Below are 25,979 nucleotides of genomic sequence, written 5' to 3' on the forward strand. Positions count from 1 at the left end.
AATTTATACAAAAACATCCCTCTAAATCTCCCTTCAAAGGGAGACTTCTTAACTCCTTTTCTTTGAAGGAAAGGCTCGGGATGGATGTTTTTGAATAAAAATCAAGTCCATAAAAGATGCGTACAAACGGTAATTGATTAGTTAGAGGATTAAGGTGAGGATGTTTCTGAAAAAATTTCCTTATCCTAATTCTCATCGTAACGTCTCGCCCATCGCTATCGAGCTGTCGCCCTAGGAGAAGGAATTTTACATAAAAAAAGAGCCTAACAACTAATCTAGTATACTTATATAAGATGTAACTATTTATTCTATTTATCAAGTTCATAAATCTCAGCTTTTTCGTTATTTACTGTAACTAGCATATACGTCTTGCCCTTCATTGTAAAACTATGCAAACCTCTCACCATTTTTTGTGCAAGATTAATGCCCAGTTCAGGAGCTGTAACTACTTTACCTCCTTTCTGAAGTAGTGCCCCGGCAAAACTATCAAACCTGCCGTGATACGGGGTCACACCAAAATAATTACCCGCCATAAAAACTTCATCTTCTTCATCATTGTTAACATCAAAAGTTAACATTTGTGTGATTGGCGCAACCTGAAGATACGCATCAAAAGATACAAAAGTAAAAATTCCGTTGTCATTTCTTAAGTACCCCGAAGCTAATTGATGTACTTCTAACAAGGTTGCGTTGTCTAAAGACGTTCTATCAAAAATTTCTTCTATTGTTTTACCGGCAAAAGAAGCGTATGTTTTAAATTTTTTTCTGAGGAATGGTAACTGACCCGAAAGTTCATCTAATCCTAAGGCAGTGTAGTACTTTCCGTCTTTTGGAAGTGCAATAACAGTTTCAGATTGTTGATTTTTATCAAAATCTCCGTAATACATCTTTAGTGGAAATTTTTCTGAAGCCTCGAACTTGGTATTTAACCCAAAGTTGCCCAGTATATAATCTATATCCCCATCATCGTCGATATCAAATTCTGCTATCGCTTGCCATAAGCCATTAAGTTTTTGCGATACCATCAAAGAGGTGACGTCTACCAAATTTCCTTTATCATTCTCAAAAAAATGCGGCATCATCCATTCTCCCACCACGATAAGATCTTTTATGTGATCATTGTTGAAATCTGTCCAAATAGCATCGGTAACCATTCCGACATTTTGAAGTGCCGTATGCTCTTTAGGTATAAATTCGCCACTATCATTACTAAATAAGTACGAATTTGGGATGCGACCAAAATCGTTGGCAACGGCATACCCACCTACAAATACATCTAGATCCCCATCCTGATCAAAATCATAAGGTTGTATTACCGATTCATGCTCAAAGGCTTTCGGGAACTTTACTTTTTTAAGACCGGTTTCAGAATTATAGTATAATCGATCGATTAACCGGGTCGACTTGCCATAAAATTCTCCTCCGGAAGATGCGATTAAGAGATCATCACGGCCATCTTGATTAAAATCTTCGATAATTGCAGCTACATCTTCATTCGCTGCGTCAGTTTCGAAGCCGTCGATCTGCCCCTTTGTAAAACCTGCTGAAGTTTGAAAATACACTTTTGAAGCGTTATTTTTCGAACTTCCGAAGAAAATATCATCACTACCATCGTTATTAAGGTCTCCGATAGCGGTAGCCGGTCCTTTATCAGATATTTTATACGGAATTAGCTGTTGACGATCAAAATCGATATACTCGTTTTCTACATGTTTATAATCAAGCCCCGGCAGACTGTCAATTTTTGTAAACCACCGTTTGGGTTTGGGAAATACTATTTGATACGCTACGCTATCTCGTTTGGGTAATGGTTGAATGGTTAACGTTTGATTGGTTTTAATGTTTTCTGCTACTTGTATGGTATGATCTGGCCAAATGATCTTAAGAGAATCTATGGTATGTTCTTGAGCATATCCAAAATGTATCATCGGCTCTGAAGAAGACTGAAATCCCTTGGATGTAAATAGTTGTTTATACTGCGCTGTTCCCTTGTGATAGGAGATCACTTTGGTGCCTATTCCGAATATATTAGGTGCTTTAAAACGAAATTTCAGCTTCAGATATTTTGCGGTATTATCGGTGGTATTTCTGTAGAAAATGGCGTTATCATTGATTGCATTTGTAACGATATCGATATCACCATCATTGTCAAAATCTGCATATGCGCTTCCTGTGGAGATTGTACGCTCCCGGGGCAGCCATTGTTGGGATCGGTCTACAAACCTAATGCCAGTTTGCCCTTCAAAAATATAGTTTTGAACGCTACCCGATGGCATCATATCTAACGCCTCTTGGTCTATTAGTTTCGTTTTGGTTAACTTATCCTTAATTTTTTGATTAGAAATATACTTGATATAATCTAGGTCGTTGGGTCTTTTTGGTATGCCGTTGGAAATAAAGATATCTTGCTCTCCGTCTTGATTGTAATCTGAAAATAAGGCACTCCAGCTCCAATCTGTCGATGCTACCCGGCTAAGTAATGCTGTTTCGGCAAAATACTCACCTTTTTGATTAACCTGAAGCATATTTCTGGCATATTGGTAATGATAGCCTAAACGATCAATACGCATATTTAGCATAGCTACCGATTCGTCACCCACAGATGATTTAAGTACTTTTTCATTTTCTGGCATCATATCCAGGGTTAACAAATCCATATACCCATCATGGTTAATATCGGCAACATCGCTCCCCATAGAGAAACGGCTTGTGTGTCCAAATTTTTCTTTCAACTCTTCGCTGAAAGTCCCATCACCGTTATTTACATAATAATAATCATCCTCATGAAAATCATTACTTACATAGATATCGGTGTATCCATCATTATTAAAATCGGCAGTTGCTACTCCTAAACCGTATCCATTTCCTCCTCCATAAATACCAGCTTCTTTGCTAACATCAATAAATGTATTGCCATCGTTGCGAAGTAACTTGTCCCCACTTCTGGCACTTCTTCTATCCCGTAAAGCTGCGCTACCAAAAGAATTCTGCGTGTGAGTTGCATGATTTAAAAGATACATATCCAAATCCCCATCATTATCATAATCAAAAAAGCTGGCAGAAGTGGTATAGTTCTCAAAATCCAGTCCGTAATCAGTAGCTTTTTCTGTAAATGTACCATCTCCATTATTCATAAATAGCTCATTGGCTCCTTTTAAACCTTGCAACCCGACTACAGCACAGACATAAATATCTAAAAAGCCATCGCCATTAATATCGGCCATTACGGTTCCTGTGTTCCAATCAGAGCTTCCAGAGACCCCAGCTTTTTGTGTGATATCTTCAAACTCGAAATCACCCTTGTTAAGATATAGTTTGTTTTCGCCCTGATTTGCTGTAAAAAACACATCGACCAAATGATCATTATTTATATCCCCTACGGCTACTCCGGCACCATTATAAAAGTATAAGTAATCGAGAATATTCAAATCCTTGGTAGGAGTTAATCGGTTTTGAAATGTAACTCCGGTAACTTTTGAAGATGCTTTTTCAAATAATTTTCGCTGATGCACATGTTGTTTTTTACATCCTATCAAAAGGATACATCCAAAGATAAGTATGCCCACATTTTTGATCATTATTTTTATTCTTACTCAATTAAATCTTCAAAATATAATATTGAAGTACATTCAACTAACTCTTTACTTTATCCAAACCTTGACGAAGTATATTCAACTAATTTTAAAACCCACCCAAACATCGACGAGGTGTATTTGATCAACTTCTAATCTTTTTTAGGCATCGACGAAGTGCATTTGACCAACTTCAAACCTTATTTAGGCATCGACGAAGTGCATTTGACTAGCTTCTAACCTTATTTGGGCATCGACGAAGTGCATTTGACTAGCTTCAAACCTTATTTGGGCATCGACGAAGTGCATTTGACCAACTTCTAACCTTATTTGAACGTTAATGAAATGCGTTTAACCGGCTTCTAATCGTATTCAATTATTATCAGCGTGCTTTTTATTAATTTATTTATTGCTACATTACTTCTTTAACTTAAAAATTTTGTGGGCGTTATTATTAATCGCTACGATAAGCTGTTTTTCCCTTCGTGCATTTGTAATCCACCGCATGGCTTTTACCTCATCCTGAACTAAAAATCCGGTTGACGTTTGATTTACATAGTTGTGATTTTTATTCCCGATCATAATATTTCCCTTACTAGCATCCAATCTGGAAAACTGCGGTATAAAGTTATGATTATTCCCCGCAAGGATAAGGTCTGGCACTTCATCGTTATTGAAATCTTCTGTTTCAACAGCATTTATGCAAGATAGTTGTGCCTCTTTAGGAAGTTCTTGTACTTCGAAATTCCCATTTCCGTTGTTATAGGCGACAAAGCTGACAAAATTATTTACAGTTTTTACGGTTGCGTTATCTAGGACTTTTTCAGAAAACAACTCTTGTATTGATTTTTTAGCGTACTCACTATATTTCAGATTCTGTTTTTTTAGGACATTAATTTGACTGGCGATATCGTTTCTTAAGTGTATCGGTATATCTTTTGTACCTATGGTTTGGGTTATGATTTGTTCGATACTTCCATTTTGGTCAAAATCACTTACAAACATTTTAAGCGGCTTTTTGGCAGTGGCTTGATACGGCGCATTTAGTCCTCGATTCCCTAACACAAGATCAATATCCCCATCTTTATCCAGATCTTTGGCTTTGACGACATTAAACCACCCAGAAATACTATCTAGACTCGATGGAAATGACGTGAGACGATCTCCAGAATTTGTAAAGATTTTAGGAGACATCCATTCTCCTACTACGATCAAATCCTTTTTACCGTCTGCATCAATATCCTGCCAGGTAGCATCGGTCAACATACCTATGTTGCTCAATCCTTTTGCTTTTAACTGGGTAACGTCTGTAAAATTACCGTTCCCGTCATTTTCCATGAGGTAACTTTTTGGAGTAATGCCATAGGTACCCACAGTACTATGACTTCCTATAAACAGATCGATATCACCATCTTCATCATAATCTGATGCCGCAATAGCAGCAATATTGGATAAGGTAGGTACAATGATGCCACCTATCGAAAAATTACCGGCTCCATCATTCGTGTAATATCGAACTCCTGTGCGGGCTTTCGCAAAATTACCGCCTGAACCTATAATCAAATCGATATCATGATCTCCATCGATATCTTCGAAAACCGCAACTACGTCTTCAAAGGCATTTTCTGTTTCAAATTTTGAAGGTTTTAGCTCACCCTTCGAAGTTTGCAAATATAGTTTACCGGTCTGCCCGAATGCCCCACCTATAAATACATCTTCGTTTCCATCGTCATTAACATCTCCCACGGCTAATGCCGGACCTTCTCTGGATTGCATCTGGTACAATAATCCTTCATAATCAAAATCGACATACGTATCTTCCTGATGTGGTGATAGATTGTGATCGACTTCCTCGAAGTAATGATTCTTCATCTTAGAAGGAATTTGATACTCTCGGGTAGCATCTTTTTGATGTAAGGTCAACGTTGAATTATAAGCTACGTCTTTTACGGTAGTCATTTTTTTATTCGGAAAAATAACATGTAGCGAATCTATTTTTTTTATAGTACCAAGTCCAATCGTAATCGTATATTCGACTGAAGATTGAAAGCCCCTTGATGGGATTATCTCTTTACGAAGAACTTGATCTTGGGCATATACTTTTACCACACTCCCAATAGCAAATGTGTTTTTATCTACCCCCATAAGACGTATTTTCACATAGCGATTTTTATCTGTATCGCTATTGTTTTGATACACAAATGCCGGCATATTAAAATTATTGACTATCAGATCCAGATCCCCATCATTATCCAGATCGCCGTATGCAGCTCCATTAGAAAATGTAGGTTCGGCAAGCCCCCATATACTACTTTTGTCTGTAAAAGTAAGATCTCCATTATTTTTAAATGCGTAGTTAGGAATTGGTGTCGAGGGCATTTTGTTAATAATAGAATCTATGGCTTCTTTTTTACCCGTGAGCACCATGTTTTGAATGATATCATTGGCAAAGAAATTCATAAAATCCTGATTGGTAAGATCATGATAAATCCCGTTACTCACGAATATATCGCGGTAGCCATCGTTATCTATATCAAATAACAAGGCTCCCCAACTCCAATCGGTCTGTGCAACATCACTGTAAAAGGCTATTTCAGAAAAAGACTGTCCGTTGTGATTAAGTTGAAGTGAGTTTTGCATGTACTGGTGATAAAAATCACGACTTTGTTTTAGTGTATAGATATCATAGCTTTCAAAATTACTGGTTTCTTTAAGTCGTTGATCATCTTCGGGCAACATATCGGTTACAAAAATTTCAGGATGACCATCATTGTTGAGATCGGCAAGGTCTGCCCCCATAGAAGAGATACTCATATGTTGAATCCAGTTTTTAATATCTTCAGAAAAAGTGCCACCCCCTTGATTAATGTATAAGTAATCTCTTTCATAAAAATCATTGGACACATAAATATCTGGTAGCATATCATGATTCACATCTCCAACGGTTACTCCCAAACCAAAACCAATCAAACTCCCATAGATACCGGCAGATTCACTCACGTCTACAAATTTTCCATCATCATTTCTCAATAGTTTATCCCCTCCTCCTTTTAAAATATCAGGAATATTCCAGTCTTTTGCCCTTACATTTCTTTTATTGGAAAATCCAAGGCTACTCACCGGGATAAAACTATTGTTGAGTATATACACATCTAAGTCTCCATCGAGGTCATAATCAAAAAAAGCGGCATGAGTGGTAAATCCACTGTCTGCCAGCTGGTATTCTTCGGCTTTCTCTGTAAAGGTTAAGTCTCCATTATTAATAAATAATTCGTTTTTTTGGTTATCTCCTTTCTCATTACCGGCATTACAAACATAAATATCTAGTAAGCCATCTGCATTAATATCTACCATCACCACGCCGGTAGACCAGGCGTTTTTACCCGTTGTTTTTGAGGTTACTGAAATATCTTCGAATTCGAAGTTCCCCTTATTAAGGTAAAGCTTGTTATCCTTTTGATTTGCTGTAAGATAAACATCTGGTAAACCATCATTATTAATATCTCCTATGGCTACGCCACCCCCGTTGTAGAAGTTTCGGTATGTAAGAATATTAGTATTTTTTTTATTTGAAACTGCATTCGTAAAATTGATTCCTGTTTTACTTGAAGGTAATTTGGTGAAGAGGGAGCTATTTAATGGAGTAGACTCTTTTGTTGTACTATTAGAATCTTTGCATGAATATGATAACATAAAAAAAAGTAGAGACAAAATAGTATTGCTCAAAAAGTACTTTTTGTTCGGCATAGTAATCTTACATTAAAGTAGCAAAGTCCTTCGATGTTACGAAGGACTTTGAGCTATTTATTAAATATTGATATTTTAATAGCCAGGATTTTGTGTTAAATTTGGATTAGTGGCAATAGCCTCAGCCGGTAGAGGCATAAGCAAAGCTGACTCTGTTGAAGCATTTTCTTTTTCTTGCCATGTGCCGAGATACGTATTGAACCGAATTTGGTCATTTCTTCTCCAACCTTCCCAATATAATTCACGTGATCTTTCATCAAGAATTTCAGATTCTGAAACTGCTGTTAAAGCCGAAGCATTTCGTACATTTCTTAGTTCATTAATAATACTAAGGGGAGTTTCACCCTCAGCATCCACGCCTCCTCTAAATATCGCCTCGGCTTTCATTAAACGAGCATCGGCATACCTAAAGAAAACATAATCATTTCCTGGTGCATCGTCATTTGAAAAAGAAATAGAGTTCTCATCAGTCACAGACGTAACAGTATTCGGTAGATATTTGATTACCCTGATCCCATTTCGTTCATTAGAACTAAAAATGTCTACTTCTTCAGTAAATACTAATGGATTACCCGGTCTATCATCTAATTCTTCTAATTCAAAATCTCCATTTAATGGGCCCTGTTGTTGACCTATTAAGAATCCTGCGTTGTAGCCTAAAACATCTGTTAAACCGGGAATATCTGTGCTTCTTCTCACGTCGTTTTCCTCAAACAAATTATACAAATCTGCAGTAGCAACAAAACCATTCCACCCACTAGGTTGTTGATTATAATGCATAGTCATATGCCATCGGTTACGAATTGGTCCAGTGGCTCCCCCAAGTTCATTCTCTGAAACAAATATTATTTCTGAAGAAGTTTCTGTATTTGTGGGAGTGAAACTTGAAAAATATTGATCTTCTAAAGATTTACCTGAGATTCCGTTCAAATATGTAATAGCGGCAGTCATATCTGCTGCATCAAAAGTATAAGGTCCTGCGAGGGCACCTCCGTTTGCGCCGGTAGCTTTGTATACAGCTTTATTAAGATAAAGTTTGGCTAATAACATTCTACCAGCATTTTGTGTTGCAATTGCTGGTCGATTAGTTGCATTTGGCATATTCTCTAAAATAGCTTCCATTTCACTTATAAAAACGTCTATGGCTTCCGCTCGGTTTAATTGTTGCGTAGGTGGTAGTAATAAATTTTCATTACAAGCTCTTCTAGGAACTACACCAAATAAATCTAATGTTAAAAAATCAGATAGCGTTCTTAAAAAAGTCGCTTCTGCGATTTGTGTAGCTGATGCATCACCGTTGCATAATACGAGTTGAGCATTAAAAGCCCTACTGTTTAAATCTCTCCACGTTTTGTCTATATGCGGATGGGTGTTGGTCCAAGAATGTAAGTGATGATCTCTCCAAGCCCCAGCATCGTCCCAATCCGCTCCACGAGTGGGTGGAATTAGCTCATCAGACGAGTGTACATAGGTTGCGAGAATATCTTGCTCGTGTTGTAATTCTCGTAGTGATGAGTATGCGCCAGACAGAAGATCCGCAGCACTTACATCAGCAGCTTCACTAACCGAATCATTCAATTCTTCTTCTAGGTCGGTGCATCCATAAAGCACTATGATTGCAACCAAACAAATTCCTATAAATTTTATTTTTTCCATTTCTATTTTTTTTAAAATCTAGCATTAAATCCAAAAGAGAAAGTTCTTGCTCTGGGGTATGTAGAATAGTCTATACCAAAAGAAGGAACTCCGTCAACTTGTTTATTTACATTTACTTCAGGATCAAAACCATCATAAGGTGTTATAACAAATAAATTTTGACCTGTCATAAAAAAGCGTAAAGATTCGATCCAAGATCCAATTTTACCATTATCTAAGGTATATCCAAGTGTTAGATTGTTTAGTCTTAAAAAATCACCACTTTTTAAATACTGTGTTGATGGTTTGGGAGTTTGATTTGCTTCTCCAGAGGCAATCACTTCTTGAGTTACGTTACCGCCGGCTGCAAGAGCCCCAGCAGTAAAAATAGCATTTGCTGTATTATCGTAAACTTGATGCCCATAAGCCCCATTAAAAAAAACACTTGCATCAAAATTTTTATATCGCACAGATGAAGAAATACCTACTGTAAAATCAGGATTAGGGTCTCCTACAAAGGCTCGATCACCTTCTCCAGGAGCAGTAATACCACTTGAGGTATCTACCCCATCTCCATCTAAATCTGCATAACTTGAGACACCATTTTCGTCAAATCCCTGCCAAATAGGAAGGTAAAACGCGTTGATCGGCTGACCATCAAATAATAACTGACTCCTTTGACCTGACAATCCCTGCCCATTGAGTTCTCCTGTTAAAATTCCTGCAGGAAAAACGCTAGACACGTTATTGATTTCATTTTTTAAGAAACTAGCATTCACGCTCACTTCCCAAGTAAAATTATCATTCTCTACTATAATTCCATTGATGGCAATATCAACACCCGAATTTTCTACTTCGACACCATCCAGATTTCTCCAAACAAATACATTTGGTGCTTGCTGTGCCACCCGTGTTCTAAATAACAAATCTTCAGTAGTTCTTTGGTAATAATCTACCGAACCAGTTAGACGATTGTCGAAAAAGCCGAAATCTATACCAGCATTAAGCTGAACTGTGCTTTCCCATTTTAAATCGGGATTACCTACTGTTGACAATACTATTCCTCCTGAACCATCAGGTGTAAATTGAGTCTGAGCAGATCCTGAAGGAAATTCTTGATTACCTGTAAGACCATACCCTAATCGAAGTTTTAGATCGCTAAAGGTATCTGGTGTAAAGTCTTCTTCTGATAACCTCCAAGCAACCGCCGCTGACGGGAAATATCCATATTGATTATCACTACCAAATCGACTGGACCCATCTGCCCTTAATGTTGCTGTAATTAAATATTTATCGTAAAAAGTAACATTTGCTCTACCAAAGTAGGACTGTAACTCGGTATTAGGATCAAAAAATGAAGTATTCCCCCCAGATAATGTATTATCAGGATTAAGTACAGGCGCTGGTCTTTCTGATCCAAAATTGACATTATTAATATAGAGATTTTGATCATCGATAGAAAAATCTTGTACGCGCAGGTTATCTCCTCTTCTTTCAAACTCTTGGTACGAATATCCAACCACAGCATCAATGAAAACATTGTCGTTTAACTGTTTATTGTAATTAAGCGTATGTTCAAACAAAAGATTTGAAGTGAATACGTTTTGTATATCAGCTATCCCACCATTAACAAAATTGGCTTGCATAAGTCTAGAAATACCAATTCTTCTTTTGGATTCTGTTCGACCTACGCCGAAATTAAATCTATAACTCAAATCATCAGTAAAGCTATAAGTAGCAGATATATTTCCCAATATATTTGTTGTTTCGGCTAAATCGGTATAATAATCCAAAAATGCTAAGGGATTACGAGGATTATCATTAAATTGAAGAAAACTACCATCAGGATTAAAGAGTGACCGAGTAGGATTCCAGCGTAAAGCTGATATGATTAAGTCTCCTTCTGCAGTTGCATTTTCTGCCAATGCAGTAGCTTCGTCTTTGATGAAAGAGGTGATTAATTTTGTATCTATCTGTAATTTCTCGTTAAAAAACTTTTCTGTAAGATTAAGTGCCGCAGTATACTTTTCTTGACCTGTATTTCTAATAATACCTTCTTGGTCTTGTAAAGATAGAGAAAATCTATATCGTCCTGTATCAGAACCACCACCATAGCTTACATTATAATTTTGAGTAACGGCTGTTCTCAAAATCTCGTCTAATGCATCTACATTTTGCCCAAATGCTAAACCGGGTTCTCCTAATTCGTTAACAGCCCTTGTAAATTCTTGCCCATCTAACAAATCATATTCATTAGCAATGGTAGATACACTTAATGTCGAAGAAAAGTCCAATTGAGGTTTTCCTGAAACCCCCTTTTTTGTTGTAATTATTACCACACCGTTAGATCCCCTAGAACCATAAATCGCCGTTGCCGAAGCGTCTTTTAGCACATCAATACTCGCAATATCATTTGGATTAATGAAATTTAGAGGATTTCGAGCGCTAGAGCGACCAGTACCTACGTCTGACCCAGCACTCGTATTACCTCCATCTAGTGGTACTCCATCTACAACAATTAATGGGTTATTACCTCCTCGTATTGACGATGTACCTCGAATACGAATATTGTTTGCAGCACCTGGTTCCCCACTAGCAGCAGTAACCTGAACACCTGCAACACGACCTTGTATTAACTGATCAGGTGAGTTTTGCACCCCTTGATTAAAATCCTCGGGTTTAACTGTAGCCACCGCACCGGTGACGTCTTTCTTTCTAACGCTACCATACCCAATAACCACAACTTGTTCTAACTCTGCAGCATCTTCCTCCATAGTCACATTAATAGTTGTTTTACCATCTACCGAAACTTCTTGCGCTTTAAACCCCAAATAACTGAAGACAAGCACCGCATCTTGTGCTACATTATCAAGGGTATAGTTACCATCAAAATCGGTAACTGCTCCGTTACTGGTTCCTCTCTCTAGTACATTAACCCCTGGTATTGGACCTCCTGCATCAGAAACCACCCCAGAGACCGTGATTTGTGAATACGCCATACTCCCCGATAAAAACACCAATAAGAATATGAGTTTTTTAAGTATCATACTTTTCGTACGTTTAAATTTTATTAATGTTCGTTTCATAATACAGAGTTTGATTTAATTTGATTTGTTTTCTTCATATATAAGCACCTTTTTTAAGCTTGTGTGAGTAAGTAACAGCGGGACATCCAAGTCTTTTTACCACAATTGACTAATTCTATAACTATTACCTCTAAAAGTTACGAAAAAAATGGATGTCCCAGTTGTTACACCTTCGAGAAGTTTTGTTTACAACTTCTCTGCTAACAAACAAAAACTAATTTCACTTTCTATTTTATCTATTTTAATTCTATTTGTTTAATCCTACGCACTATTCAAGCCTTACCACACATCCCTGATAAGGTTTGAGGTGTATCTTATCTTCTGTAATTACAATATCTTCATAATTATTTATGATAACCGCATTTGTTGGTAATTGGAAGTTAGTAATGAATTTTTGAGGGTTGCTACTAAAATTCAATAGCACTATAATCTTATCACTTCCCAATGTTTTTTTATAGATGTACAACTCTGGATGATCAAATGCTACTTCTTCAAAATCACCGTATACAAAAACTTCCATCTTTTTTCTAATCGCGAGTACATTTCTGTAAAAATTTAAGATAGAATTTGGGTCATTATTTTGCGTAGCTACATTGATATTTTCATAGTTGGGATTAATTTTGAGCCATGGATCATGTTCTGAAAAACCTGCATTTAGCTCGTCACTCCATTGCATAGGTGTTCTTGCATTATCTCTTCCTTCTTTATTAATCATCTCTAAAGCAAGATCTTTTGAAAACCTTTGAGTTGCTAAATTTTCATTATAAAAATTTAAAGATTGTACGTCTTTAACCTCACTTATTTCATTTAAGACAATATTAGTCATGCCAATTTCATCACCCTGGTATATATTTAGGGTTCCGTTTTGTGTGGCTTGCATAATAAATAACATTTTTGCTGATGCTGCCCAATATTCTTTATCATTTCCGAACCGGGATACCATACGCGAAAAATCGTGATTTCCCATTGCATTAGCCAACCACCCTTTTTCGTGAACAGCATCTCTCCATTTTTTAAAGATCTTTTTCATCGTCACTAGATCAAATGGAGAAACTTCTTCAAACTTACCATTAACAATAGTACATTCTAGAATATCAAAATGATACAACATATCAAGTTCTCTACGGTCATGATCGACATATAATCCGGCATTTGTAGGATTGATACCAACCCCTTCGGCTAGCGAAAATGCATCATAATGGCGAATTACTTCTCGATTCATTTCTCTTAGATATTCATGAAGATGGGGACCGTTGGCATACACGTCTTCTATAATTTTTCTAAAACCCTCATTGGGTGCATCGGGATAACCCTCTCGTTTTGAAATCAACGGAATTACGTCCATTCTAAATCCATCTACTCCTTTATCGAGCCAAAACCTCATCGCCTGATAGATCTCTTCTCTTACCTTTTGATTTTTCCAATTTAAATCGGGTTGTTTCTTGGTAAAAAGATGCAAGTAATACTCTCCAGAATCTTTATCATACTCCCAAGCACTTCCTCCAAAAAAAGATTTCCAATTGTTAGGAGGACCTCCGTCTTTTGCAGGTGCGCTCCAGTGAAAATAATCTCGATACGCATTATCTTTGGATTTTTTGGCTTCTTTGAACCATTCATGCTCATCAGAGCAATGATTTGCCACCAGATCCAGTACCAAACGCATACCTCGTTCGTGAGTTTTATGCAAAAGTTCATCAAAATCCTGCATGGTACCAAACTCGGGCATGATCGCACAATAGTTACTTATATCGTAACCATTATCATCATTAGGTGAACTGAATATTGGACTTAACCATAAAATATCAACATTTAGTTTTTGCAGATAGTCGAGTTTCTCTATAATACCTCTTAAATCTCCTATTCCGTCAGAATTACTATCATTAAAACTTCTGGGATAGATTTGATAGATTGTTCCTTTTTTAAACCAAGATAATTTCACTTATGATGATGTTGAGCTTTAAACAATGATTTTGTAAACTCATTCTACATACATATTCTAATCACCTATTACCGGTTGTTTTCGAAATGTTTGGTACGCATCGAAGAATTTACAGACAGCTATTATTTTTTATTATAAATTAGCATAACCATTATATTTTCTGAAAGCACATGAAGTTTGGGACGGCTTTCATTAAGATTATAATGATTTTAAGTAGGTATAATTGCTAATTTTTCAAAAAACTAGTACGACTATTACAAATAACCAAACAATTATGGTATTTGAAAAACGATATCTTAATTTAATACAATGCAAACGTTTGTATTATTAAATTTTTATCAAAAATGATATTTTAATAATAATTTTTTAACGAATATTTAATCATTTTGAAAAAAAGGAGGGTAAAACTTGAAGATATTGCCAGAAAACTAAATATTTCTATCGCTACCGTGTCCCGAGCTTTGGATAAAAATCCCAGGGTAAAACCAAGTACAAGGGAAAAGGTATTTGAAACAGCAAATGCTATGGGATATATGCCCAATCAAATTGCAAAAAGTCTTAGTTCTGGCAAAACGAATATTATTGGAGTAATTATTCCAAGATATGACGAACCCTTTTTTATAGAAGTTTGTAGAGGTATTGACCATTATGCTCGCGAACACCATTATAAAATACTCATTAGTTCTTCAAGAAATTCTTTTGAATTTGAACGTGAAAATCTTATTTCATATGAAAAAGGTTTGGTAGACGGTATCATTCTTTCTCCCACTCACGAAACTGAAACTTTTATTCACATACAAAATATAATAAACAAGGGGATCCCCGTTGTATTATTTGATAATATTAAACAAAAAGTAAATGGCGCTACTCATGTTATTATAGAAGATGATAAAGCCTCATTTTCTGCAGTAGAATTTCTCGTTAAAAAAAGAAAAAAAACTATTGCTTTTATTGGTGGTATTAAAGAAAAAAAAGTATTTCAAGATCGATTTAAGGGCTATCTTAAAGCACTTAAAAAGCATAATATTGCCGTAGATGATAGGCTAATTTTACATTGTAGTTCGCTTGATCGCGAGTATGAAGATGCCGAAATACAAAATTTTTTTAACCGTATACCCATACAACCCGATGCTGTTTTTGCTTGTACCGATAATTATGGGTTGCTCGCTATGAAAACACTTCTTAATTTAGGGTATAAGATCCCAGAGGATGTTTCGGTAATAGGTTTTGGAGACTTAGGTTTAGGCCAGATCTTTGTTCCTTCTATGACCTGTATTGCTCAACCAAGTTTTGAGATGGGTCAAAAAGTCGCAGAATTATTAATTGATCAGCTACATGAAATCGATGATGTTGTTCCTCAAAAAAAAGTAATCAAACTCGATACCAAACTTGTACTACGAGATAGCACCTAAGTTTTTTAAACCGTATTGTCCGGTTAATGAAAATAGACTGCTGCGCTGCTAGAAAATAGAACATAGACTTATTTGTAAAACTTGTCTATTATGGTTTTTGAAGTAAAAGCGATTCAGTTTCAAAATAAGTTGTCTAAATTTTAGAAAAACAAGGTGTCTTTTCTATAAACTCATAAACTCTTGATGGTAATAGAGGTTTTCAGAGCGTATCAACTTTTTTATCAGACAACAATCTTTTTTAAACAAATGATAAAAATAATAGGTTTTATGTATTAATATACTGAAACAAGTATATTTGACTATTAGTGTTAATTCAGAAATGAAGGAGTTCCCTCCTTCTAATTACGTATCAAATTCTCATGGCTATGTGTATTAAATTATTCAAAGTTTTACTTATTGTAGTAGTTATCACTACAAACTCAAAAATTTTTTCGCAACAAAAAAATTGGGAAATTACAACAACAGATTATAAAAATTATACAGGAGTTGTAGCTGCTAATGGTCGTATAGGAATTCTTCCATCTTTTGAAATTTTAAAAACTGATAAAGTCATTCTGAATAATGTGTATGACAAAGAATCTACACTAGGTGTAAGTAAAATCCTCTTAGGAATGAACTTTGGAAATTTAGATCTATATATTAATGGTGAAAAGCTCAGTAATTCAAATATTACCGATTGGAAGCAAACTATGGATATGAAAAGAGCAAAATTTAAAACTTCTTTTACTTACAAAAATGTAGCTCAAATATCCTATGATCTCTATGCACTTCGCAATGTTCCCTATGCGGGTTATATAGATATTCAAATAAAGGCTCTTGATGATATAGACATTAAGGTTGTAGGTAAGATACAAACACCAGATGAGTATAATAGTCCTTTGAGCACCTTTAGAATCTTAAAGGATCTGGAAACTACGATGCCTATACTACAAACTGTCGCAAAAAGCAGATTAAATAAGCATACTGTAGCTACTTCTGCTACATTTATTTGGCACAATATCAATTCTACCAGAGAACATGAAAGACCCGTATTAACACATAAAAAAATTAGCGAATACAACAATCAACTGTCTTTTAACCACACGCTTAAAAAAAATGATCTTTACAAGTTCGCATGGACTGCAGCACAGTGTTCTACTCAAGATTTTGATGATCCACAAACAGAGAGCGAACGCTTTGTAATTTTTAATCTATTAACACCAAGAAACAGTATACTAGAGCAACATACTTCTATGTGGAGCGACCTCTGGAAAGGAGATATTATTATAGACGGTGATCGCCAATCACAACTAGATGTGCGACTTGCCCTTTATCACCTATATGCTTTTTCTAGAGCAGATTCTAATTTGAGCATTGCACCTATGGGATTGAGTTCTCAAGGATACAACGGACATATCTTTTGGGATACCGAGCTTTGGATGTACCCTCCCCTACTCATTTTAAATCAAGATATTGCACGATCACTAGTAAACTATAGATCCGACAGATTAAAGGTAGCCAAAAAAAAAGCTATCAATTTTGGATATAAGGGAGCTATGTTTCCTTGGGAAAGTGATGACACCGGCGAGGAAGCTACACCTGCTTGGGCACTTACAGGAACTTTTGAACATCATATTACTGCCGATGTAGGTATCGCCTTTTGGAATTATTACCGTGTTACAAAGGATAAAAAGTGGTTAAAAAGTCGTGGGTTTCCTCTATTAAAAGAAGTAGCCGACTTCTGGGTGAGTCGCTCATCTCAAAATCCTGATGGCACATATTCTATAAATAACGTGGTAGGCGCCAATGAATTTGCGCCTAATGTTAACGATAACGCCTTTACCAATGGTTCTGCTATTACCTGCTTGCGATATGCATCTTTGGCAGCCGAAGAGTTAAATGTTACACCAGACAGTACATGGAATCAGGTTGCAAACCAATTAACAATTCATCGATTTAAAGATGGAACCACCAGAGAACACAGTAACTACCAAGGTGAGCGAATTAAACAAGCAGATGTGAATCTCTTGGCCTATCCTTTGGATATCATAAACGATACGCCTACAATCATGAAGGATTTAACGTACTATGAGCCCAAATTAGCAAAAGAAGGTCCTGCCATGGCTCAAAGTATTTTTGCAGTTCTTTATGCCCGATTGGGTGATGCAGAAAACGCTTTTAGACTTTTTAAGAAAAGTTATGAACCCAATAAAAGGCCTCCTTTTGGGGCATTGGCAGAATCTGCTACCAGCAATAATCCTTATTTTGCAACTGGAGCTGGCGGAATATTACAAGCTATAATTTTTGGTTTTGCCGGATTACACATTACAAACGAAGGTATTATTCAAAAAAAACCAATATTACCTAAAGAATGGAAAAAGCTTACAATCACCGGTGTTGGTCCAGATAGTAAAACCTACGTGGTCGAATAATGCAGGCTTGTAGAATCTCTAACGATTAACGAAGTTTTTATAATTTCTGTCTTTATCTTATAGTTTTCTGTAAAGTTATCTAACTGATCAATCAAAATTTGTGCAGCTTTAGCACCAAGATCTTCTGCATGTTGCGAGACTGTAGTTAATTTAGGATATGAATGTTTAGACAATAAACCATCGGTAAAACCAATAACCGAAATATCTTCTGGTATCTTTAATCCTAATTTGTGTGAAATATTAATAGTAACTGCTGCTGCAGTTTCATCTAATCCTAAAACTGCATCCACATCGTGCTGTTTTAGAAATACTTCAATTTCATTCTCAATAGTATGCGAATCTTTACCCGATAATTCAAACCTGCTGCCGGTAATCGAAAGATCTATTAAAGAAACATCTTCATGTGTTTTAATCACTTCTTTAACGCCTTCTAGCCTTAATTTTGCCACACTTAATTGACCAATAGTACTTATCACAGCAATTTTACGACATCCGGTTTTGATCAAATATTGTATTGCATTTTTAGAGGCTACTTTATCATCTACTATTACTTTATCACATTCGATCTCATTACTCACTCTATCAAACATTACTATAGGAACATGGTCTCGTTGTAGTGCTTTGTAATGCTCTATTGTGCCAAGAACCTGAGTTTCTTGACTCAAAGCCACAATAAAGCCATCTACGCTGCTATAGTTGAGCATCTCTACATATTCTACTTCTTTTTGATAAGATTCATTAGTAATACAGGTGACAATTTTATATCCTCTTTCTGAAGCTTCTTTTTCTATACCGAATAATGCTTTAGCAAAAAAATGATTTAAGATTTCGGGTAAGATAACCCCAATCGTTTTTGTTTTATTACTTTTCAGGCTTACCGCCAGAGCATTCGGTTTATAATTGTAAAAGTTTGCCAATTCATGAACCCTATTAATCGTTTTTTGACTAATCTCAGGGTCATTTTTTAGGGATTTGGAGACCGTAGATATTGATAAGTTCAATTCTCTGGCAAGTTGTTTTAAAGTAACCTTTTTTCTCATGACTTCAAGTTAGACATTCTTTATTATCAGACGTAAAAGAATATGAACTGGTTTAAACTCTTTTGATGTAAGCAGGACCAACAGATAAGAAGGTACCCAATGGTACGATTGCGAAAGGTTTTGTGCTTAGATGAAATAATTTTTAAGTACACAGCAGCGCTGCAGAGGTCAAAAATTATACAATATAAGTGCAAAACAGCATTTCTTTAGCAAATTGAAAAAAGTTTAAACCAGTTCAATTCGTCAAATCATCTTGGGAGTCTAAATTAAGCTTTTTTATTCATCTTTGCCTATTCGACTTCAATAACTCGGTAGAAAAATACGGTCGTCTGATTAAAATCAGCCTATCCTCGTCATGTTTTGGGGTATCGAGAATAGCGTTTGAAATCTGCAATAAACGGTAGGCTACATTAGTAATTTTAAATTTGATTTTGATTGTAACCCGCTTTATGAATTGAACTCTTCTTGACTTTTTTGATTAAAGTGCAAAACAGCGTTTTTTTTAGCAAATTGAAAAAAGTTTATATCAATTCTGTACCATGAATATTTATCTGACACCAAAATGATTATAAAATAATTGATAATAAATTTTCTTTTAAAAAAATTAATCTTTTATTGTAAGTAAAAATAGCTAATCGACGACAGACTAGTTCTAGTTGCCTCAAAAATCATATATATTATGGCTAAAACATATTACGACCCGGCTGATTTACGAAAGTTTGGAAAAATAACAGAATGGAGTGAAGAGTTAGGTACAAAATTCTTTGATTATTACGGAAAAGTTTTTGAAGAAGGAGCTTTAAGTGCAAGAGAAAAATCGTTAATAGCCCTAGCCGTATCTCATGTAGTAAAGTGCCCTTATTGTATCGATGCATATACCAAAGACGGGCTGCAGAGAGGAATTACCAAAGAAGAAATGATGGAAGCCGTTCATGCAGGAGCAGCCATAGAGAGTGGCGCTACGCTCGTGCATGGGGTGCAGATGATGAACAAATATGAAAAACTATCGATGTAAAATACCTCGGGGCAAGCTCGCGAGGCATTCCGTAAGAAACTGAATTTTAATTTCGAGGCAAGCCTCGGAGTATGAAACCCTTGGTGGTACCAATAACGAATATGCCTGAAGTGAAAACAAAACAATCCCTACATAAACGCAATGATCATTTGGCAAATGCCAATAAGCAGATAGAAATTCTGAACAACGGGATTTTTGCCGATGGAACGTTGCCCAAGTTCGCAGATAAAATTGCTGAAATCGATCAGTTCCCCCTACGACCTAAACGCCTGGAAATTCTTCAGATTAATGTGGGATACATGTGTAATCAAGTATGTGAACACTGTCATGTAGACGCCGGACCAGATCGTAAAGAAATTATGACCAGGGATACTATGCAACAATGTCTAGAAGTTATCAAAAAAACAGGAGCACGCACTTTGGATTTAACCGGAGGTGCTCCAGAGATGAATCCAAATTTTAGATGGTTTGTAGAAGAAGCAAGCAAAGCCGGTATCCAAGATTTTATTGTACGTAGTAATTTAACTATTATAAGAGCAAACAAGTCGTATTATGACCTTCCCGATTTTTTTAAGAAACACAACGTGCATGTGGTTTCATCTATGCCTCATTGGACCCGCGGAAAAACAGACAAACAGCGTGGTAATGGCGTTTTTGACAAATCTATTAAAGCATTACAAGAGTTAAACGATAGAGGATACGGCATGCCAGGTAGTGATCTTACATTAGATTTGGTATATAATCCATCTGGTGCTTTTCTTCCTGGTGATCAAGAAGCTATGGAAAAAGATTTTAAAAAAGCACTTTTAGAGGATTTTGGCATTCATTTCCATAATTTATTTGCAATTACAAATCTACCCATAAGCAGATTTCTGGATTATTTGATCGCTTCAGAAAATTATGAAGATTATATGTATGCTCTTGTAGAAGCATATAATCCAGCAGCAGTAGCCAATGTAATGTGTACAAATACGATATCAGTAAGTTGGGATGGGTGGCTTTATGACTGCGATTTTAATCAAATGTTAGATCTCAAAGTAGCAAGCAAAGTGAAACATATTAGTGCGTACAATGAAGAATTACTTCAGAACCGGAATATTATTATTTCTCAACATTGCTATGGTTGTACAGCTGGCGCCGGAAGTAGTTGTCAAGGTACTGTAGCCTAATCTTTTGATAAATGAATAGTAGTAAACATTATGTTTTATATATATGGCTGTTATTTTCTACCTTCGGAACTGCGCAAGATTCGCTAAAAGAAGTACTGAAAACGTATAATGAAGAACATATTCCTTATATTTCAGCTGCCAAATTATTTTCTATACGTAATCGAGTTCATATATTAGACGCTCGCGAAAAAGAAGAATTTAATGTAAGTCATATTCAAAATGCAATACACGTAGGATACGAAAATTTTACCCTCAAAACTGCTGTGCAACCCTATTTTCAGAAAAATGACACTTTGGTGGTATATTGCAGTTTAGGAGTTCGGTCTGAAGATGTTTCAGAGCAATTTAAAAAAGTTGGTTTTACCCATGTGCTTAACTTATACGGCGGCATATTCGAGTGGAAAAATCACAATTACCCTATAGTCAATTCAAAAGGGCAAACGACCGATAGTGTTCATGCTTTTTCAAAACAGTGGGCAAAGTGGTTGCATAACGGGAAAAAAGTATATTCAAATTGAGCAAGAAAAATCTATTACTCATCTTTACCCGAAATCCAGAGTTAGGTAAATGTAAAACGCGTCTGGCCGCAACGATTGGTGACCAGGCAGCTTTGAACATCTATTCGTTTTTACTAGAGCATACCCGCTCGCTAACTCAAAAGTTAGACGTATCCAAACAGGTTCACTACTCTGTTAAAATTAGAGAAAACGATCTGTGGGACCCTCAAATTTATGATAAACGACTACAAATCGGACAAGATCTTGGAGACCGAATGAATCACGCTTTTGCTGAAGGTTTTGCCAGCGGTTATGAACACATCGTTATTATTGGAAGCGACATGTATGACCTTTCAACAGAAGATATCGAAGCTTCATTTCTTGCATTACAATCTCATGATTATGTCATCGGCCCCGCTACAGACGGGGGGTATTATTTACTCGGAATGAAATCGTTAACTTCACAGGTTTTCAAAAATAAAAAATGGGGAACTGCCTCTGTTCTAAAAGACACAGTAAACGATTTACAAAATAATACGATTCATTTGTTAGAAGAACGTAACGATATTGACATTTATGAAGATATTAAAGATATTGATGTTTTTCAAAAATTTTTAACCCAATGATAAAGCAAATTACAGAAACCACAGATTTTTTAAAAGAAAAGGGGTTTGAAAATCCCGATATTGGTATTATACTAGGGACCGGTCTAGGGCAACTCGTTAACGAAATAGAAATCCTTAAAGAAATTAGTTATAATCATATCCCTAATTTTCCTACAGCTACAGTAGAATTTCACAAAGGTAAATTAATTTATGGCCGTCTTGAAGAGAAAACTGTAATTGTGATGCAAGGTCGCTTTCATTTATATGAAGGATATTCGCTACTAGATGTTACGTATCCTGTGAGAATAATGCACAAACTAGGAATTAAAACTCTTTTGGTATCTAATGCATCTGGAGCTATTAACCTTGATTTCAAAAAAGGAGAACTGATGCTTATCGACGATCATATTAATTTACAAGGCGGATCACCATTGGCATTTAAGGGGGTAGAGCAAATGGGAAGCAGATTTACAGACATGAGTGCACCCTATGATATAAAAATGAATGCAACACTTAAAACCATTGCCAAAGAAAAAAATATTACCCTTCACCAAGGGGTTTATGCCTCTGTACTCGGCCCACAGCTAGAAACCAGAGCAGAATATCGCTATCTCAAAACCATAGGTGCCGATGCCGTAGGTATGAGTACCGTACCCGAGGTAATCGTAGCAAACCATTTAGAGCTACCCGTAGCAGCAGTATCTGTATTAACCGATGAATGTGATCCAGATAACTTACAGCCTGTTAATATTGAAGAAATTATCGCACTTGCCGCTAATGCAGAACCCGAATTGATTTTACTCTTCAACGAATTAATAAAATCTCTTTAATTTACATATTGAAAGTTAAATGGTTACTATTCGACTGATGAATAAGGCAAAAATAAAATTGATTGTCCGTTATTATACCTAAAATTTAACTGAGAAGTCATCCTGAATTCATTTCAGGATCTCATGAAGTTTATTTTCAGTGAATTGAGATGAGAAGCTGAAACGAGCCTGTGCTGAACTCGTTTCAGTATTCAGCTTGACCCAAACCGTTTAGGTTAAATTACGGATATTCATAAAAACGAATACCCACTTTCTAAAATAATAACACATATGAGCTATTTAAGTACCACCCACGATGTTTATAAAGAAGCAGCATTAACACCAGATGTTGGATTATGTTGTACCACAAACCCCATTTGGGAACTACCAGGTCTTAAAATTCCTAAAATTATGCAAGAAATGAACTATGGCTGCGGTAGTACCGTAAATGCCAGAGACTTGACCAATAACCCTAAGGTGCTATATGTTGGTGTTGGTGGCGGAATGGAACTCTTGCAATTCTCTTATTTTTCTCGACAAAAAAACGGAGTGATCGGCGTGGATGTCGTTCAGGAAATGTTAGAAGCTTCACGTAAAAATTTTATAGAAGCCGAAGCTGAAAATGACTGGTTCAAAAGTGAATATGTAGATCTAAGATATGGTGATGCTTTACACCTTCCTGTTGATGATAACAGTATCGACGTTGCTGCTCAAAACTGTTTATTCAACATCTTCAAAAAAGAGGATTTAAAAAAAGCTATAGAAGAGATGTATAGAGTACTAAAACCGCATGGGCGATTAGTAATGAGCGACCCCACATGTGAGCAGCCTATAAACGATGCGCTACGTAATGATGAACGACTTAGAGCACTTTGCCTAAGCGGAAGTTTACCTATCGCAGACTATGTAAAAGCACTTACTGATGTTGGTTTTGGCACTATTGAAATTAGAGCACGCAAACCGTATCGAATTCTAGATCCAAAACATTACAATACCGATGAATTAATTTTCATAGAATCTATAGAGGTTGCTGCTATTAAAGATCCAATGCCAGATGACGGACCATGTGTTTTTACTGGTAAAGCCGCAATTTATTATGGAGAACACGATTATTTTGATGATGAGAAAGGTCATATTTTATTAAAAAATCAACCTTTGGCAGTTTGTGATAAAACAGCTTCGGCTTTAGCAAATCTAGAAAGAGATGATATTTTTATCAGCGACTCTACCTTTCATTACGACGGTGGTGGATGTTGTTAAAACCAAGGTAATACAGTAAATAAATACACTATTTCAAGATATAGCCGTAGCGATATTGAAAACAGAATAGCTTTCCTGTAAGGTTTTTAAATGATCTTCAACTAAAGAAGGGAAATAAATAAAAATTAAAGCAGTTATTTACATGTAGAACTAATTACAAACAATATCATGAAAACTCCAAAATACATACTCATTATAATTTCGCTATTCTTTATATATACACTCCAATCACAAGATAATTTTGATCATAGTACTTGGGATCAGGCATTATTACTAAATGTATCAGATGATGGTAAAGTTGATTATAATGGTTTTATGAGAGATAGCTCTCAATTATATAAATATTTTAAAGAATTATCAGACCGTCCTCCCAAAGAAAACTGGAGCAGAGAAGAAAAAATGGCATATTGGATTAATGCTTATAATGCCTATACTATTAAACTTATTATAGACAGCTATCCTCTTAAAAGTATAAAAGATATTAAAGATCCATGGGATAAAAAATTCTTTAAAATTGATGGGGTTTGGCATAGCCTGGGTGAGCTAGAGCATAAAATTTTAAGAAAATTTGGAGATCCGAGAATTCATTTTGCTATAAATTGTGCATCAATCTCGTGTCCGGTAGTTTGGAACAGAGCATATACTGCAGAAAATTTACAAACCGCTTTGGATCAACAAACAGAAAAATTTATTAATGATTCTAGTCGTAATAGTATTACTAGTGAAGTGGTAAGTGTTTCGAAAATCTTTTCATGGTATAAAAAGGATTTTAAAGTTAACGGGGGTGACGTTAAAGATTTCATTAATCGTTACGCTGCGGTAAAAATAGACAATCAATCAAAAAAAGGATATATGGAGTATAATTGGAATCTTAATGAACAAGCGGTAGTCACTCCTTTTTTTGTACACGACTAAAAAAGTGAAACGTACAATACAAACGATATCGATAAAAATATGTATCTTCTAATTACAATAGTTGTACTTTGAAAATATCGATTATTATTCCCATATTTAATGAAGCAGCGACAATATGTACGCTGCTTTCTTCCATTTTGGATAACTTATACTCTAAAGACAATGTAGAAGAAATCTTGGTTGTAGATGGGGGCAGTACAGATGGATCGCAAAAAAAAGTATCCAAATTATCAAATGAATATATTACTTTAATTGCTTCGCGCAAAGGTAGAGCTATACAGCTGAATACAGGAGCAAAGGTATCACGAGGTGAAATTCTATATTTTTTACATGCCGACTCGTTTCCGCCTCGTCATTTTGACAGATATATTATTAATGAAGTTCAAAAGCATAACCACGCGGGTTGTTTTAGAATGAAGTTTGACTCTAATCACTGGTGGTTACGATTTCTGGGATGGCTTACTCAATTTAAAAGTAAGCGTTGTCGCGGGGGTGATCAAAGTCAGTTCATTACCAAAACTTTATTTAATGAAATCGGCGGATATAATGAATCTTTTGTTGTTTACGAAGATAACGAATTGGTCGATCGATTGTTTGCACTACGTCAATTTGTGATTATTCCTAAATATATAACTACCTCTTCAAGACGCTATCAAGAAATTGGGGTTTGGCGACTTCAATATTACTTTCTTAATATTCATTTACGTAGATGGATGGGTGCCTCATCTGAAGATTTATATAAATATTACCTAAAAAAAGTACTTAAATGAAGAATTATCCTAAGTATGGAGATGAAAATGGTAATTTTGGAACCAAATACAAAAGGATTACATCATTTCATTCTAACATCATATAAGATTATATAGT

At 35.8% G+C, this 25,979-nt stretch carries 16 protein-coding genes; 10 read left to right on the forward strand and 6 right to left on the reverse strand.

Going from position 1 to position 25,979, the window contains the following annotated elements; translation table 11 throughout:
• Positions 1–308: 308 nt before the first annotated feature.
• The 5 genes from J8281_RS05860 to J8281_RS05880 all read right to left on the reverse strand — a co-directional run bounded on the left by J8281_RS05860 (position 309) and on the right by J8281_RS05880 (position 13,979).
• A complete protein-coding gene (locus J8281_RS05860) occupies positions 309–3,578 on the reverse strand; it encodes a VCBS repeat-containing protein (protein ID WP_210196669.1) in 3,270 nt (1,089 codons plus the stop codon).
• 411 nt (positions 3,579–3,989) lie between these two features.
• Positions 3,990–7,265: a VCBS repeat-containing protein gene (locus J8281_RS05865; protein ID WP_246848988.1), complete on the reverse strand. Its 3,276-nt coding sequence runs from the start codon at positions 7,263–7,265 to the stop codon at positions 3,990–3,992.
• A 129-nt stretch (positions 7,266–7,394) separates the two neighbouring features.
• The gene (locus J8281_RS05870) at positions 7,395–8,975 is read right to left on the reverse strand and encodes a RagB/SusD family nutrient uptake outer membrane protein (RefSeq protein ID WP_210196671.1); all 1,581 of its coding nucleotides are present in this window, start codon (positions 8,973–8,975) and stop codon (positions 7,395–7,397) included.
• 11 nt (positions 8,976–8,986) lie between these two features.
• Positions 8,987–12,040 carry a TonB-dependent receptor gene (locus tag J8281_RS05875; protein WP_246848989.1) on the reverse strand — a complete coding sequence of 1,018 codons (3,054 nt, stop codon included), beginning with the start codon at positions 12,038–12,040 and terminating at the stop codon, positions 8,987–8,989.
• A gap of 268 nt (positions 12,041–12,308) precedes the next feature.
• Positions 12,309–13,979, reverse strand: a complete 1,671-nt coding sequence (locus J8281_RS05880; RefSeq protein WP_210196672.1) for an alpha-glucosidase — start codon at positions 13,977–13,979, stop codon at positions 12,309–12,311.
• Between the two features lie 386 nt (positions 13,980–14,365).
• Here J8281_RS05880 and J8281_RS05885 point away from each other — a divergent pair, with 386 nt between their 5' ends.
• Together J8281_RS05885 and J8281_RS05890 are read left to right on the forward strand one after the other, a co-directional pair.
• Positions 14,366–15,391: a LacI family DNA-binding transcriptional regulator gene (locus J8281_RS05885; RefSeq protein WP_210196673.1), complete on the forward strand. Its 1,026-nt coding sequence runs from the start codon at positions 14,366–14,368 to the stop codon at positions 15,389–15,391.
• A gap of 365 nt (positions 15,392–15,756) precedes the next feature.
• Positions 15,757–17,802: a glycoside hydrolase family 65 protein gene (locus J8281_RS05890; protein ID WP_210196674.1), complete on the forward strand. Its 2,046-nt coding sequence runs from the start codon at positions 15,757–15,759 to the stop codon at positions 17,800–17,802.
• Here the strand turns inward: J8281_RS05890 and J8281_RS05895 are convergent.
• A complete protein-coding gene (locus tag J8281_RS05895) occupies positions 17,787–18,842 on the reverse strand; it encodes a LacI family DNA-binding transcriptional regulator (RefSeq protein WP_210196675.1) in 1,056 nt (351 codons plus the stop codon). The two genes, J8281_RS05890 and J8281_RS05895, sit on opposite strands and share 16 nt — an antisense overlap.
• A gap of 679 nt (positions 18,843–19,521) precedes the next feature.
• Here J8281_RS05895 and J8281_RS05900 point away from each other — a divergent pair.
• The 8 genes from J8281_RS05900 (at position 19,522) to J8281_RS05935 (ending at position 25,882) form a co-directional block, all read left to right on the forward strand.
• Entirely contained in the window at positions 19,522–19,857 is a 336-nt protein-coding gene (locus J8281_RS05900; RefSeq protein WP_210196676.1) for an arsenosugar biosynthesis-associated peroxidase-like protein, read from the forward strand.
• A 101-nt stretch (positions 19,858–19,958) separates the two neighbouring features.
• Positions 19,959–21,026, forward strand: coding sequence for an arsenosugar biosynthesis radical SAM (seleno)protein ArsS (arsS, locus tag J8281_RS05905; RefSeq protein ID WP_210196677.1), 1,068 nt, complete (start codon positions 19,959–19,961; stop codon positions 21,024–21,026).
• An 11-nt stretch (positions 21,027–21,037) separates the two neighbouring features.
• Positions 21,038–21,544 carry a rhodanese-like domain-containing protein gene (locus tag J8281_RS05910; protein ID WP_210196678.1) on the forward strand — a complete coding sequence of 169 codons (507 nt, stop codon included), beginning with the start codon at positions 21,038–21,040 and terminating at the stop codon, positions 21,542–21,544.
• A complete protein-coding gene (locus J8281_RS05915; RefSeq protein WP_246848991.1) occupies positions 21,541–22,149 on the forward strand; it encodes a TIGR04282 family arsenosugar biosynthesis glycosyltransferase in 609 nt (202 codons plus the stop codon). The genes J8281_RS05910 and J8281_RS05915 overlap by 4 nt, the downstream gene beginning before the upstream one ends.
• A complete protein-coding gene (locus J8281_RS05920; RefSeq protein WP_210196679.1) occupies positions 22,146–22,958 on the forward strand; it encodes a purine-nucleoside phosphorylase in 813 nt (270 codons plus the stop codon). The genes J8281_RS05915 and J8281_RS05920 overlap by 4 nt, the downstream gene beginning before the upstream one ends.
• A gap of 270 nt (positions 22,959–23,228) precedes the next feature.
• A complete protein-coding gene (gene arsM, locus J8281_RS05925; RefSeq protein WP_210196680.1) occupies positions 23,229–24,197 on the forward strand; it encodes an arsenosugar biosynthesis arsenite methyltransferase ArsM in 969 nt (322 codons plus the stop codon).
• A gap of 168 nt (positions 24,198–24,365) precedes the next feature.
• Entirely contained in the window at positions 24,366–25,112 is a 747-nt protein-coding gene (locus J8281_RS05930) for a DUF547 domain-containing protein (RefSeq protein ID WP_210196681.1), read from the forward strand.
• A 68-nt stretch (positions 25,113–25,180) separates the two neighbouring features.
• Positions 25,181–25,882 carry a TIGR04283 family arsenosugar biosynthesis glycosyltransferase gene (locus tag J8281_RS05935; RefSeq protein WP_210196682.1) on the forward strand — a complete coding sequence of 234 codons (702 nt, stop codon included), beginning with the start codon at positions 25,181–25,183 and terminating at the stop codon, positions 25,880–25,882.
• Positions 25,883–25,979 lie beyond the last annotated feature (97 nt).

This window comes from Aquimarina sp. U1-2 (genome assembly GCF_017897595.1).
In the GTDB taxonomy this organism is placed as follows: domain Bacteria; phylum Bacteroidota; class Bacteroidia; order Flavobacteriales; family Flavobacteriaceae; genus Aquimarina.